Source organism: Dyella lipolytica (assembly GCF_030160075.1).
Classification (GTDB): Bacteria; Pseudomonadota; Gammaproteobacteria; order Xanthomonadales; family Rhodanobacteraceae; genus Dyella_B; species Dyella_B lipolytica.
The window spans coordinates 986,090-1,000,144 of the sequence record NZ_BSNQ01000003.1; the positions used below are offsets into that span (position 1 = coordinate 986,090).

Annotated in this window: 11 protein-coding genes; 8 read left to right on the top strand and 3 right to left on the bottom strand. The window is 60.2% G+C overall.

The genetic code is table 11. The features are described from left to right. Window positions 1-31 precede the first annotated feature (31 nt). Window positions 32-994 (bottom strand): GlxA family transcriptional regulator, encoded by a 963-nt coding sequence (locus QQL64_RS05855; protein ID WP_284396905.1) that lies wholly within the window; start codon window positions 992-994, stop codon window positions 32-34. A 122-nt stretch (window positions 995-1,116) separates the two neighbouring features. Between QQL64_RS05855 and QQL64_RS05860 the strand changes: the two genes are divergently transcribed. The 6 genes from QQL64_RS05860 to QQL64_RS05885 all read left to right on the top strand — a co-directional run bounded on the left by QQL64_RS05860 (window position 1,117) and on the right by QQL64_RS05885 (window position 9,823). After that, on the top strand, window positions 1,117-1,917 hold the full coding sequence (locus QQL64_RS05860) for an SDR family NAD(P)-dependent oxidoreductase (RefSeq protein ID WP_284396906.1): 801 nt from the start codon (window positions 1,117-1,119) through the stop codon (window positions 1,915-1,917). A gap of 274 nt (window positions 1,918-2,191) precedes the next feature. Further along, window positions 2,192-3,202: an NAD-dependent epimerase gene (locus QQL64_RS05865; RefSeq protein WP_284396908.1), complete on the top strand. Its 1,011-nt coding sequence runs from the start codon at window positions 2,192-2,194 to the stop codon at window positions 3,200-3,202. 71 nt (window positions 3,203-3,273) lie between these two features. Further along, window positions 3,274-4,992 carry a GMC oxidoreductase gene (locus QQL64_RS05870; protein WP_284396909.1) on the top strand — a complete coding sequence of 573 codons (1,719 nt, stop codon included), beginning with the start codon at window positions 3,274-3,276 and terminating at the stop codon, window positions 4,990-4,992. A gap of 147 nt (window positions 4,993-5,139) precedes the next feature. Further along, window positions 5,140-5,754, top strand: coding sequence for a 4'-phosphopantetheinyl transferase family protein (locus tag QQL64_RS05875; RefSeq protein ID WP_284396910.1), 615 nt, complete (start codon window positions 5,140-5,142; stop codon window positions 5,752-5,754). A 202-nt stretch (window positions 5,755-5,956) separates the two neighbouring features. After that, window positions 5,957-7,357, top strand: coding sequence for a TIGR03013 family XrtA/PEP-CTERM system glycosyltransferase (locus QQL64_RS05880; protein ID WP_284396911.1), 1,401 nt, complete (start codon window positions 5,957-5,959; stop codon window positions 7,355-7,357). A gap of 21 nt (window positions 7,358-7,378) precedes the next feature. After that, on the top strand, window positions 7,379-9,823 hold the full coding sequence (locus tag QQL64_RS05885) for a hypothetical protein (protein WP_284396914.1): 2,445 nt from the start codon (window positions 7,379-7,381) through the stop codon (window positions 9,821-9,823). 66 nt (window positions 9,824-9,889) lie between these two features. On the opposite strand, the gene QQL64_RS05890 is transcribed toward QQL64_RS05885, so the two are convergent. After that, window positions 9,890-10,543, bottom strand: coding sequence for a J domain-containing protein (locus tag QQL64_RS05890; RefSeq protein ID WP_284396916.1), 654 nt, complete (start codon window positions 10,541-10,543; stop codon window positions 9,890-9,892). 106 nt (window positions 10,544-10,649) lie between these two features. Then, complete coding sequence (locus QQL64_RS05895; RefSeq protein WP_284396919.1) at window positions 10,650-11,681, bottom strand: cupin-like domain-containing protein; 1,032 nt, start codon at window positions 11,679-11,681, stop codon at window positions 10,650-10,652. A 235-nt stretch (window positions 11,682-11,916) separates the two neighbouring features. Between QQL64_RS05895 and QQL64_RS05900 the strand changes: the two genes are divergently transcribed. Continuing rightward, window positions 11,917-12,819 (top strand): cupin-like domain-containing protein, encoded by a 903-nt coding sequence (locus tag QQL64_RS05900; RefSeq protein WP_284396922.1) that lies wholly within the window; start codon window positions 11,917-11,919, stop codon window positions 12,817-12,819. Window positions 12,820-13,005: 186 nt separating this feature from the next. Beyond that, window positions 13,006-13,959, top strand: coding sequence for a hypothetical protein (locus QQL64_RS05905; RefSeq protein WP_284396925.1), 954 nt, complete (start codon window positions 13,006-13,008; stop codon window positions 13,957-13,959). The last annotated feature ends 96 nt before the right edge of the window (window positions 13,960-14,055 follow it).

Below are 14,055 nucleotides of genomic sequence, written 5' to 3' on the forward strand. Positions count from 1 at the left end.
CAAGGTGATGGCTGAGCGCTGTCGCCGATATCTACGCATCGTTTGACGAAGCTGCAAGTTCGTCACTGCGCAAGTTGCGCCGCATCGCTTGCGGCGGCTGACCGAACGCTCGCAAAAACGCCCTGCGCATGCGTTCGCGATCGGCGAAGCCCGATTCTCGCGCGACGACTTCGATCGGGTGGCGCGTCTGCTCCATCATCAGACGCGCCGCTTCAAGGCGCAGATTTTCCACCGCCTTCGCAGGCGACTGACCCGTTTCCGCGCGAAACGTGCGGCTGAATTGACGCGGGCTGAGATTCGCCGCGGCGGCAAGTTCCTCCACCGATAGCGGCGAGCGCAGGTGACTCTTCGCGTACGTCAGCGCAATTTGTATACGATCCGATTTCGGTTCGAGTTCCAGCAAGGCGGAGAACTGCGACTGCCCGCCGGAGCGCCGGTGATACAGCACGAGTTTCTGCGCCACCTTGTGCGCAACCTCCGCACCGAGATCCTTCTCGACCATCGCCAGCGCGAGATCGATGCCGGCGCTCATGCCGGCCGACGTCCAGATCGGCCCGTCGGTGATGAAGATGCGATCCTCTTCCATCTTCACCTTGGGAAAACTGTTCTGCAGTTGTCGCGCCAACAACCAATGCGTGGTGGCGCGGCGGCCATCAAGCAGACCGGCTTCGGCGAGAACAAAGGCGCCGGTGCAGATCGCCGCGACGCGGCGCGACCATTGCGGTGCTTCGCGCACGAAGTCGAGCAGCGCCGGCGTCGTCTCCGGCACGCCCACGCCACCGGCAACCAGCAAGGTATCGAACGACTGCCGCTCGAGGGGCCGCGTTTCCATGCTCATGCCGAGCGAACTGGCGATCGGACCGCCCGTTTCGGAGTAATAGCCGACGTCGTACACGGCGTCGTCCACCGTGATGTTGGCGAATTCGAACGCGGACGCGGCGGCCAGGCACATGACCTGGAAGCCTGGGAAAACCACGAATCCGACGCGTTGCATGGCAGCCTCCGGTAGATGACCTAAAAGGTGGCATCTACGACATTTAAGTCTAGGTGCGGCCCGCGTACAACTATCTCAAGGCATCGACATACCGCCGGTGCTTCCTCATCGGAGATAGCGACATGAACACCTCATCCAAGGGCACTGCCCTGATCACCGGCGCTTCCAGCGGCATCGGCGCCATCTACGCCGACCGTCTGGCGCGCCGCGGCTACGACCTTATTTTGGTAGCGCGCAACCGCGAACGTCTTGATCAGCTGGCTCGCCGTTTGTCGGATGCCACGGGCCGCGCCATCCAGGTCTTTCCAGCCGACTTGAACAACGCCGCCGATCTGGCCGCGGTGGAAAATCTTCTGCGTACCGACAAGAGCATCACGACGCTGGTCAACAACGCCGGCTTCGGCGCCGCCACGCCGCTGCTGCAATCTGACGTGGCGAAGATGGACGAGATGATTTCGCTCAACGTGAGCGCACTCACCCGCCTCACCTACGCTGCTGCGCCCGGCCTCGTGGAACGCGGCCATGGCGCGATCATCAACATCGCATCGATCGTGGCCATCGCACCGGAACTTCTCAACGGCGTGTACTCGGGAAGCAAGGCATTCGTGCTCGCTTTTACCCAGTCGCTTCATCACGAACTTGCAGACAAAGGCGTGCGTGTGCAGGCGGTGCTTCCCGGCGCCACGGCTACGGAATTTTGGGATGTCGCAGGCGTACCGATAAGCCATCTGCCTGCGCAGATTGTGATGCCCGCTGAAGACATGGTGGATGCCGCGTTGGCCGGACTCGATCAGGGCGAACTGGTGACGATTCCGGCGCTGCCCGAAGCAGCCGACTGGCAGGCATACGAAGATGCGCGGCAGAAGATGTCGCCCAATCTCTCGCGTTCGCAACCGGCGGCACGCTATCGCATCGCCGGTTGATCGCTTTATATTATTGAATTATATGTGATTATTAAGAGGCCTGATGGGTGGCAGAGTTCAGTAGGGAGCGACATGACACACGGCCTGCGGCCCTGTGTCATCCTTGAATAACAGCCATGGCTCAAAGTAAGTTGCCGCGCTGTGAGGGGAAAACCGTGCGCTCTGTCCTTGGCTCCACTATGCCTACTGTCAATGGCGGGATTCACTAGCTGCATCTATCCAACGTCGTTGCGTCGGCATTTGCTGTCCATGTTTTCCGACAAGGAATGCAACCATGAAGGTATTGGTTACCGGTACCGCCGGATTCATCGGGTCCCATGTCGCCACCCGTCTGCTTGACCGCGGCGACGAAGTGATCGGCGTCGACAATCTCAACGACTATTACGATGTGACGTTGAAGAAGGCGCGCCTGGCGCGTTTCGCCGAACGTCCCAACTACACGCACATTCACGCGGACTTGGCAGACCGGCCGGCGATCGAGCGCGCTTTTGCCACCCATAAGCCGCAGCGCGTTATCAACCTCGCTGCGCAAGCCGGTGTCCGTTACGCCGCCGAAAACCCGCATGTGTATGTAAGCAGTAATGTCACCGGTTTTCTGCACATCCTGGAGGGATGCCGCCACCACGGCGTGGAGCATCTGGTGTTTGCCTCCACCAGTTCGGTTTACGGTGCCAATACGTTGATGCCTTTTTCCGAGCATCGATCCACCGAACACCCGCTTACGCTTTACGCGGCGAGCAAGAAGGCCAATGAGCAGATGGCGCATAGTTACGCGCATCTCTATGGCATTCCGAGTACCGGTTTGCGCTTCTTCACGGTGTATGGCCCCTGGGGACGCCCTGACATGGCGTTATTTCTGTTTACCAAGGCCATGCTCGCTGGCGAGCCGATCAAGGTGTTCAACCACGGCAGGCACAAGCGCAGCTTTACCTATGTGGACGACATCGCCGAGGGTGTCGTACGTACGCTGGACGTTGTTCCTAAAAAGGTCGCGAATTGGAATGGCAACGCGCCCGATCCCGCCACCAGTGGCGTGGCACCCTACTCTCTCTACAACATCGGCAACGAGCAGCCTGTGGAGCTGCTGCGTTACATCGAAGTGCTGGAAGAATGTCTCGGGCGCAAGGCGCAGATGCAAATGTTGCCGCTGCAGGCCGGCGACGTGCCGGATACCGAGGCGGACGTTTCCGGACTGGTCAACGCGGTCGGATATCGTCCGCAAGTTTCGGTTGAAACAGGCGTCGCCAATTTTGTGCGTTGGTACCGCGAGTACTACCACGTGTGATGTTGCCGACGCATCGCCATTGAGCTTGATAGCAGTCGTCAAGCTTGACGCGATCGATTAGGGGGCACGAGGTGATCATCGACTATCGTAACGGACCCACTCCCACCGACCTGGATACGCAGCTGTGCATCATCGGTGCAGGCGCCGCTGGCATTGCCATCGCGCAAGCCTTCGTCGGTACGTCGATCGACGTGTGCATCGTTGAAAGCGGAGGTCGAGCCGGTGCGCACGACATCCAGGCGCTCTATCACGGCGAATCCGTCGGAACTCCGCACTTCAACCCGGGCATGTCGCGTATGCGCGTGTTCGGCGGCAGCTGCAATCTGTGGGGCGGCGGTTGCATTCCGCTGAGCGAAATGGACATGAGCCATCGGGACTGGGTCCCACATAGTGGCTGGCCACTCTCGTATGCCGAACTCGTGCCGTATTACGAAAGGGCGCAGTCGTTCTGCCAGATTGAATCGCATGCGTTCGAGGAAGGTTCGTTCCTCACCCCGCCGTCGCGAACACCGCATTCCTTCGACGACACGACGCTGATCAATCGGATCTTTGCGCGCAGCCCCGTGCTTTTTGGCGAAGCGTACGAAGCTGAGCTTGCAAAGGCCCCGAACATCAAACTCCTGCTGCACGCCAATCTGCTCGAGCTGGAGTCTGTTCCCTCGGGAATGTCCATTCACAGTGCGCGCATTGGTTCGCTCGACGGCCGTCGAGGCACGATTCGCGCGCAGCACTTCGTGCTTGCCTGCGGCGCGATCGAAAACGCCAGGCTGCTGCTGCTGTCGAACTCGGTCGCGCGGAACGGGCTGGGCAACGACCGCGATCTGGTCGGCCGCTTCTTTATGGATCATCCGGCGGGCAAGCTCGGTACGCTCTACGCGCAGAACCACGAGCACGTAACGCGGCCCTACGATCGCAACGGCGGCAAAGGTCCGGCACCGGTATTTCCCGAGTTGTGTCTGTCGGACGAAAGCCAGCGTGCACATCGCCTTTTGAATGCACGCGTCCGTCCGGTGCCTGTGGAAGGCCCCGTTCCCGATGGTCTTCACGCCCTGCGCAAACTGCGGGCAGCATTGCGGCCACCGGTGCAGGACGAAGGTTCGGTCGTGGAGAAACAGATCACTGACGCACTGAAGATCGGCGCGTGGCGCAACAAGAATGCGGTACCCGAAACGCCCGAGAGTATCGGCAAGCTCGCCTTGAAACTTGGCCTCAGTGTGGGAGACATCGCCCAGGCCGCCTGGCGCAAATGGGCGGGTAAGCCGGTGACGGAAAGCTCCCACGTCGACCTGGTCGGGTATTTCGAGCAGGCGCCCAATCCAAACAGTCGTGTCACCTTGTCGGACGTGCACGATGCCCTGGGACAGCGGAAGGTCCGTGTCGATTGGCAGCTCACGTCGCTGGACCAGCGTACCTATCGCACCGCCGCGATGCTCTTCAACACGAGGATTGCCGCCGCGTGTCAGGGACGTTATGAGCCCGAACCGTGGCTGCTTGAGGGAGACCGCGCAGTCCCGGGTGTTCGCACCACAGCGCACCACCTCGGTACGACCCGGATGGCTGACGATCCCCATCAGGGTGTCGTCGATCGGCACTGTCGCGTACACGGCATCGCCAACTTGCATATCGCCGGCGGCTCGGTTTTCCCGACCGGAGGCTGGGCATTTCCCACCTTCACCATCGTCGCCCTGAGCCTGCGGCTTGCCGAGCAGCTGCGCGTGCTGCTCGACAAAGCAGAACAAAGCGTACGCACCACGTCGCAACACGGAAACGTTGCGCACAATGCAGAGTAGAGAATGGTGAGCAATCACCGCATAGCAACAACGGATTTCGCAGAAACTGCCCGATACGCTTTGGCGTGTTCCGGGTTTGGCCGCCCTGCTGCAGACGAAGCACGCATTGTGCTGTTCGATAGTGCCGCATGGGCCGCGTACGCTCATATGGCCGATGAATGGCTCGATGCAAACGAGCGCGCGCGTGCGGCACGTTTTCACTTCGAACGCGACTATCTCGCTTACGTTATGGCGCACGCTATATGGCGCATAGCGCTGAGCGTATGTCTCGGCACGGAAACCGATCGTGTGCCGCTAACGCATACGTCTAATGGACAACCGCAGTTGCCAGGAACTAGCCTGTCCACCAGCCTCAGCCATAGCGGCAACTACGTAGCGATGGCTATCTGTGGTGCGCCGACAGTCGGCATCGACATAGAGCAGTCGCCGCCGCGGATCGTGCTGGATGATCTGCTTACCACGATATGCACTCCAGCCGAAGCGGCCGCCCTGCAAGAACTGCCACCAGCGGCTCGTACACAAACACTGCTGACGTTATGGACGCGCAAGGAAGCGCTACTCAAGGCGTTCGGCGTCGGGCTGGCTCAAGCGCCCGCCACGCTGTCGGCCATGTCGGACGAGCCGGTCGCGCCACCCGCTCAAGCGGTCGGCCCATGGCCGTGCCGCGTACGTACCCTGGAAGTACCGTTCGATTGCGTCGGTGCATTGGCCGCTCCGGTCGCGGTCGTGGCATGCAACCTGCATTATCTTTCGGTAGCGTAAGTGGTAATTCTTCAGCGAATACGGCCCGCGCCAGATGCGGCGCGGGCTGAGAAGGCTTGCCCCGAAGCGCACACCTGTAACACTGTTTCATAAAGTTGACAGTCGGTTTCGTGGTGTGCTTGACACGTCGACAACACGAAATAACGGGCGTAGCCTAGATCTCTGCCGTAAGGAATGACGGCATTGGGGAGGGGGATATCGGATGCTTCGCTTTTCGCGGCCCAAGACGGTCCATCGGATCGCCCTGCTCGGCTTTGGCGAGTTGCTGGTTCTTGCCGGCTCGCTGAATCTTGCCACTCACATACGTTACTTCCGATATCCGGAAGAACTGGTGCAATTCTCCTATCGGATGCCGGAGCGGTCTTTCATATTCGCCGTAGCCATGTTGTTGAGCATGGCGGCGCTCGGTTTATACGACACGCATATGCGCACCAACTGGTTCGGCGTGTTGGCGCATCAGGTCGTCGCATTCATCGTTGGCACGGTTTTTCTGAGCGTTGGCTACTACGTGCTGCCGCAGGCCTACGTTGGCCGCGGCGTGATGACGATAGCGCTGCTGCTCGGTTTCGTGGGGGTAACCGCATTTCGCACGGTATTTCTGCGCCTTTGCGACATCAAAGCGCTCAAGCGCCGCGTGCTCATCCTCGGTGCCGGCGAACGTGCGTCCCAGTTCCACTTCCGCATGCGTCGGCGTTCGGATCGTCGCAACTTCTGCCTGGTGGGTTACGTGCCGCGGCCGAACGAAATCGTCGCTGTGCCGTTCGACCAACTGATCCATGGCGATCAGCCTCTGCACGCGGTCATACAGGTCCAGCAGGTGGACGAAATTGTGGTGGGTGTCGACGACCGGCGCGGCAGCCTGCCGATGGACGACTTGCTCGAATGCAAGCAGCTGGGTGTTCCCGTCACCGACCTTGCGACATTTTTCGAGCGCGAGTCGGGCCGTGTGCAGTTGGGATTGGTGGATCCGTCATGGCTGGTATTTTCGGCGGGATTCCACGCCACACCGCTGCGCCTGGTCAGCAAGCGCTGTTTCGATCTCGCTGTTGCTGTCGTGATCATCGCGCTCTCCTGGCCGCTTATGCTTGGCGTTTGGCTGGCGATTCGCTTGGAGTCCGGTCCCGGACAACCGATCCTCTATCGCCAAGAGCGTGTCGGCGAACACGGCCAAACGTTCTGGATGGTGAAATTTCGCAGCATGCGCACCGATGCGGAACGTGACGGCGTAGCACGCTGGGCCAGCAAACAGGACGACCGGGTGACCCGCGTCGGTCGTATTACGCGCAAGCTCAGGCTCGATGAATTGCCGCAATTGTGGAACGTACTCACCGGTGACATGAGCATCGTCGGGCCACGTCCTGAGCGCCCGCAATTCGTGAGCGAATTGGCGACGAAAATCCGCTACTACAACGTGCGCCACTCGCTCAAGCCGGGTCTCACTGGTTGGGCGCAGCTGCTTTACCCCTACGGAGCGTCCGAACAGGAAGCCGCCGAGAAGCTCAAATACGACCTGTTCTACGTCAAGAACCACAATCTTGTGCTCGACTTGTTGATCCTGATCCAGACCTTGGAAGTCGTGTTGTTCGGGCGCGGTGCACGCTAACTGACATCGAGCGCTGCAGACATGCACAACTCGACCCATGCTGGCCGATTTCACCTTCTACGCATCAATAATCGCATTGCCCTCGCGTTGTTCGCTTTGATAGCGACGGCGGCATATGCCACTGCTTTGCAACAGCCCGCCGCGCCCGCGCAGCCGACAGCCCCTGCATTGCATTTGGCAGCGCATCCACGTCTCTTGCTCGACGCGGCGACGTTGGCCCTGCTCCGTCAAAACGCGGCAGCGAAAACGCCGGCATGGCGTGAGCTTAGAAATTCCTGCGACACCTATCTTGGTGGCACGGTCAACGATCCTCATGGCGATGCTTACCCGAACCATCCGAATCTTGGTGCGGGCTATCAGGGCGACACCTACTTCTCCGCCTTGCTCGACGAAGGCATGTGCTACCAAGTGCTCAAGGCAAGCAATTCGAAGGCGGCGGCAGAGTATGGCGCCAAGGCCGTCGATATCCTGATGAAGATGTCCACGCCCTTCGCGCATGCCGCCGGCAATCGTGGCTGGAATCCGTGCACCGACGATGGCTATGGCATTCGCTTCTACGGCGTCGGCTTCGGGCTGGGTTATGACTGGGTATACGAACTGCTGACGCCGGACCAGCGTCACCAGGTCTACACCACGGCGAATGCATGGCTCAACGCGTGGGAAACGCCCTCCCCCTTCGGCTGCGCCAACTTCGAATACCGACATCCGCAAAGCAACTACTTCGCCGGTTACTTCCACGCCAAGGCCGTCATTGCGCTGGCCACCTACGACGAAAATCCAGTCGCGCCGGCGCAATGGACGGATTGGCTGCAAGACCAGTTCGATCGTCGCGTGCTGCCGTATTACACAGCGCATTTGTCCGGCGGCGGTTGGCCGGAAGGATTTGGAAGCTACGCCACGCTGGGCATCCTCAACATGAGCCTCCCTGCGCGCGAAGTGAAGACCGCAACCGGAATCGATCTGGTGCATGCCGCAACGCCGTACTCGTTTCCGCTCGACAGCGCCGACTACCTGATGCATTTCACCTGGCCGTCGCGAGCCTACGTCGACGATCGCGACACCAATCACGCAACAGGATCGCCACCGCCGCCGGGAACGGCGCAGACAGGCCTGGCGGTGCAGATCCTCGGTGAGCTCAACTACTGGCATTCGCCGACAGTCGGCGGTTTTCATACCTATCTCAACGACATCAGGAAGGCCACAACCGATTTCCAAGCCGCCGATGCGTGGCTGACGTTTCTGGATAACGATCCACGAGCCCCGACCGTGCCGCTGGACACGTTGCCGCTGTCTTATCTCGCACCGGGCATGGGTGCCGTAGCGGCACGCTCCGACTGGACCACGCACGCCAGCTGGATGTCACTCCGTGCCGGCCCGTACATCAACAACCCTGGCCAGGGCGAGGAAGGTTTCGACCAGGGCGGTCTTGCGTTAGTGCGCGGCGCGACTCCGCTGCTGGTCAACGCTTCGGGCTGGCTGGTGCACGAGCCCAAAGGCAGTGCCGACGAAGATCGCGCCTATGCCGACCTTTTCGCGGACTTCAACGGAACGCTGTACCGCGGTAACCGACAGCTCTACAACATCTACTACGTGCGCAACATGCACGACAGCAGCGTACTCGATCGTTTCGGCCAGGCCGCCTACACCAGGGAAGACGACAAGGTTCGTACAGGAATCGCTTCCTACGAGGACGGTTCCGACTATGTCTACGTGCTGGCCACCCATCTCGAAGACATGTATCGCGCTTTCAGGCACGGGCCTGGCGTAGCCGCCTGGTCGCGCGAGATCGTGTATCTGCGGCCGAACCGTTTCGTGGTGTACGACCGCACCCGCAAAGGCGCGCCTTCATTCGATCAATACTTGGCCTTCCATTTCCCGGCGAATCTGCTTGCCGTCGCTACCACCGGCAGCGGCAAACGCCTGGACGTGAGTGACAACGGCGAATACGTTGGTGCCATGTTGCTCGTGCTGCCACAGAGCGCAGCGACAACGACCGTGCCGTTGTATCCAGACGACAAGCTCACCAAGGTTTGGCAAGTTCAAGTGCGCCCTGCCGACGCCGCCATCGAGCAACGCTGGCTTACCGTATTCGACTTGTCACCTACGGCGACCGCAGTAGCTGCGGCGAGTCCGGTCGCGATCACGCAAGGCGCGGCCATCGGTGTGCGGTTGGCTGCCGACGACGGTAACAGCGTCGTGATCAGCAGCCAGCTCGAACCCGGCGCACCCATCGCCGGAACCATCGCCTACGACATACCTGCCACCGCCGCGCACCACGTCATCGTGGAACTGGCACCGGATCGGCACTACGCCATCAACGTGTCCAAGCGCGGCGAGTTGCAACACATCAGCGTGAGTCCGGATGGACCTTACACGGCGAGTAACAAAGGCGTGCTCGATTTCGACGTGAGTGCATCCGGCACGGTGTGCCAACGAAGTGTCTCGTCTCATTCGCACTGCATATGAAGACACCACAACGTTGATGCCCTACCCAGCGGAGCATCGTTGCTCGCACGGAAACCAAAGGCCTACTCAATGATGAGGGCTAGGAGGCGTGTCCACCGATACCTCAAGTGGATGGAGCGGCGAGCTATACCAATCCACCACCTGGCCATGCTCGAAGCGAACCCAGGACGGACCGTATTCCCAGCGATCGTCTTCGATGAGGTCCGGATCACCCTCGATGGCGTGTACGTTTTCGGGCGACATGCCGAGTGTAAGCATGGGCGTGTTTTCGGGAGATGTAGATGTCGTATCGGGTTCGCTCGTTTTGGGCGACGCCACGTTTGCGTTTTGCGATAGAGAGCCGACGTTCCACAACAAAACGCACACCGCCGCAACCGCCAGTGCGATCATCAATCTGGCACGCACCTGCTTGCGCAGACCGCGCAATGCGAGTGGCGGATGCACTGCACGAACCCCCGAATCGATCGGCGCGCGCGATGTAGGCGCCGCTGCACCGGGCAATCGTCCGTAGCGACGATGGAATTCCATGGCAGCGTTGTATTGCGTGGTGATGCGTTGCACCCACTTGGTGGCCTGCGCGTTCAAGCGGCTATTGGCGATGCGGTCGGGATGCATCATCGCTATCTTGCGCCGATAGGCTTGCTTGAACTCGCTCAGTTCACAGCCGGGGTTCAACCCCAGGATTCTGTACAGATCGAGAAAGTCGGTTTCCCTGGACACGCCCGTTTCCTCACCGCGCGACATCAACTGGACCTGCGCTACCCCAATTCATCGCAGGACATCGAAACCCTGTACAGCAAGACCAGCGTACGTCAATCGGGCGGCTTCAACGTACCTTCCACTCATTTACCCGCCATGCACTCGAATCGCCTGCATCGGTATAGACAACGGGCGCGAGTCGAGCACGTCGGGCGGTTACTCCTTTGGGCGCGGCGTCATGTCGAGGTACTGGGCGTTCGAGTGCCGACAGGAAAGCGCCAAGTCCAGTCAGATATACCCGCTTCGCTAGGCGTTTGAGCACGCTCCCGCCACTGCTTGGTGCGCAAAGTTCATCGACATAACCGCGCCAGTTCGTCGCATCGAGCATGTTCTGGCAGATCGAGATCGACGGCGAAAGTGTCCGTGCGGTGTGCCACCACCGGGAAGGTACAAAAATCATGTCGCCCGGATGCAACACCGTGTAGTACTGAGTTGCTTTAGCGAACAGCGGATATCGTTCGAAGTCGGGATTCCGTATATCGGGGATCTGCGATTGATTCGGCATGTCCGGCTTGGGATACAGGTACGGCGAATCCTCTGGCGCGTACATGACAAACGCCTTGTCGCCGTAGATCTCGGTGATCGTGGCATGGGCGTTCTCACCGTCGTAATGCATCACCGGGAATCGGCCACCGATGCCGCCGATCAGCAATTTGAGATAGCCGTCCGGCCGTCTCCACGGTCTGGGCATGAGCGGACTGGCCAGACGCCGCGGAAACGCATAGCTGTTCAAAGGCTCGAGATCCGGCAGCAGTTCCGGTAGATGAGGACCGATGAACAGCCGATACATGTAAGGTCCTGGCGCATCTTCTTGCGACGCCAATATGGCATCGATGAAGTCGGCGAACGTCATCTGTTGGCCATAACCGATGTCAACCAGCCTGGGTCCAAACCGATCCCGGAAGAAAGACGGCGTCCAGTCGCGCATGGCGGCGCATGCCTGCATCGCACCGACCACCACCACCGGCCGGTTCTGCGCCACATACTCGCGCAGGAATGCGCTATAGCCGAGTTCAGCGGCATCACGCCGCTCAACCACAACCGGCGTGCCGGCTTGCGCCGCCACAGGTGCCATGGCTTCGAGTAAAGGACTGTTCAAGCGGATCCCCCCGCAAGAAACGCAAAAGTCTATCGGGCGACGATCAATATCGCGTTGCCGACGCGGATTAAGCTACGCCGAGCACAAAGTAGCGTCAATCAAACGCAGACGGGAAACCCGACTTTCCCGACATAGCTGGATGGAACAGCAAGATGATGCGACACCCCATTCTCGTGTAACGTATCGTCGTCTGCCCAAGCCGACATCGGGGCATGCTGTCCGTTACGGAGGCAGTATGAGCGATACCATGACTCCCCTTATCCAGCAGGACTGGAATGCGTTCCATCCCTGGCGCGTTGGAGCGGTTCGGCACCGGGTCTTTGAAGACCCCCTGCTGCAAATGGATTCCCTGCTAGCGCTGGGCCGACGTCTCGAAGCGGCGGGCCAGCTGCTCGGGATCGATAAGGCATCCACCGCCGGCACGACATTCACGACCAGCAGGGCGGATGTCGAAGGCCTGGAAAAGATCGGCGAAAACAAAGGCTGGGCGATTCTTCGCTACGTGCAGAACGATCCGATTTATCGCAAGCTCGTCGATGGCGTGCTCGACTCGGTCCGGCCGCAACTGGAACAGAAAGACCCCGGCATGCACTATCGCGCCGGTTTCATTTTCGTTTCTGCGCAGCATTCGGTCACACCGTTCCATTTCGATGTGGAACACAACTTCATCTTGCAGATGCACGGGCGCAAACGGCTTTACGTCTGGGATCCGGATGACCTCGTCGTCGCCAGCGAACAGGCCCGCAATCGTTTTCACTACGACCGCAATCGCGACCTGCTGGTATGGCGCGAAGAATTTCGCGAACGCGCTCACGTGTTCGATCTGGAACCCGGCCAGGGCGCGTACATGCCATCGACCAGTCCGCACATGGTCGAAACCGGGCCCGGTCTGTCGATCACCATGAGCTTTACCTATTTCACTCGCGGCACCCGGCGCGATGCGTTGTTGCACAAGCTGCACTACATGGCGCAACGCGCCCATATCGAGATGCCGGCCGTGGGTCGTCACCCCCACCTCGATGATCTCACCGAGGGTGCCGCTACCGCCGCCGCCGGCGTTCGGCGGCTAGTGCGGCGGCTGACAGGACACCCGATAAGCCGCACCGATCCGCCTTACGCAGGGGTTATCCAGAGTTAGCGGTTCGCTCGCGTCGATTTCTGCTGTAACTACCTGCCGCCGCGGGCCTGGAAGTACGAACAAATATTTTATATATCAATATCTTATGCCATGTCTTCCGATGCCATTGCGGCGCACCTCGGGAAGATGCATGCTGTGCCAACTGCGTCACTGAATTTTTGGTGAAAGTCAGTTAGGGGGAGGGGCATGGCGATACCTCGCGTTCGTCGATCCTGGCACGCTTTTTTGCGCCGGCGCACGGTCTGTGCGCCCAGCGGAAACGGTGGCGTGCGCACCTTGGGTTTCCGCTTCCTCTCGCCTGCTTCCCGTCATGCGATGACGTCGGTGCGCATGCGCCAGGTCATTTTTGTCGCTCTGCTGGCTCCCTTCGCCAAAGGCGTAAACGCCGACGTGCCCCAACGTGCGGAACCGGCACCGATTCCGATGCTCGGCGTGCACACCCTGCTTGTACAAACCGAGGGGGCTGGTGCAACGCCCGCCGTAACAGCGCCGCTCGACACGCAACCCAGCGGCAGTGCGCTGCTCGTTCTCAACGGCGGTTACACGAGTAATGCAGACGGCCCGACCGACAACCACGACAACACTTGGTCGCAGTTGGGCCGGAGCGTTGTCTTCGGTGGTTACGGTGGCCGCTTCAACGTCAAAGCCTACCTCGCGCTACCGGCGCGAGGCGGCAGCGATCACACGATAAGCATCGTCAAGCACGGTAACGAGGCCGGCGAAATATCGGTGCCAGTTATCGAAATCAGGAACGCGGGCGTGTTGCAGGACGTAGCGCAGAACTATCCATCCCCGAACCTAGCCGGGAAGTACTACGACAAGCTGGCGCGCGCCTTGGGACGATCGGGTCATTCGCCCACCGACGGCCCGACGCTGACCAGCGGCGACGTGACGACAACAGGCCCTGCCCTGCTGATAGCAGTGTGGTGGGGTGATGCAACGGTTTATCACATGACGGCCGTACCCGATAACGGCTTTGCGGTCATCGACAGTTTTCTCGACCTACCGCCCAACAGCGGCGTGCAGTGCGCCGTTGCTTATAGGCAGGTCGCCAGCGCAGGGGTTTACCACGTCAGCTGGACCGGAACACCGGCCCAGGGGGCGATTTTGTGGCTGTTCGCGTTCCAATCCAGGCATTGATGTAACTCATGCCGCCCACCCGGACCGGGCGCAACGCCACCGCAACATGCAAGGAACATTGTAAGAGGCCTGGACGGCCGAACTGCAATTGAAAAC

Excerpts from the sequence above, each read along its gene's own strand:
- QQL64_RS05900 (WP_284396922.1), top strand. The coding sequence starts at position 11,917 with ATGAGCGATACCATGACTCCCCTTATCCAGCAGGACTGGAATGCGTTC.
- QQL64_RS05885 (WP_284396914.1), top strand. The coding sequence starts at position 7,379 with ATGCACAACTCGACCCATGCTGGCCGATTTCACCTTCTACGCATCAAT.
- QQL64_RS05860 (WP_284396906.1), top strand. The coding sequence starts at position 1,117 with ATGAACACCTCATCCAAGGGCACTGCCCTGATCACCGGCGCTTCCAGC.
- QQL64_RS05855 (WP_284396905.1), bottom strand. The coding sequence starts at position 994 with ATGCAACGCGTCGGATTCGTGGTTTTCCCAGGCTTCCAGGTCATGTGC.
- QQL64_RS05865 (WP_284396908.1), top strand. The coding sequence starts at position 2,192 with ATGAAGGTATTGGTTACCGGTACCGCCGGATTCATCGGGTCCCATGTC.
- QQL64_RS05875 (WP_284396910.1), top strand. The coding sequence starts at position 5,140 with ATGGCCGATGAATGGCTCGATGCAAACGAGCGCGCGCGTGCGGCACGT.
- QQL64_RS05905 (WP_284396925.1), top strand. The coding sequence starts at position 13,006 with ATGGCGATACCTCGCGTTCGTCGATCCTGGCACGCTTTTTTGCGCCGG.
- QQL64_RS05880 (WP_284396911.1), top strand. The coding sequence starts at position 5,957 with ATGCTTCGCTTTTCGCGGCCCAAGACGGTCCATCGGATCGCCCTGCTC.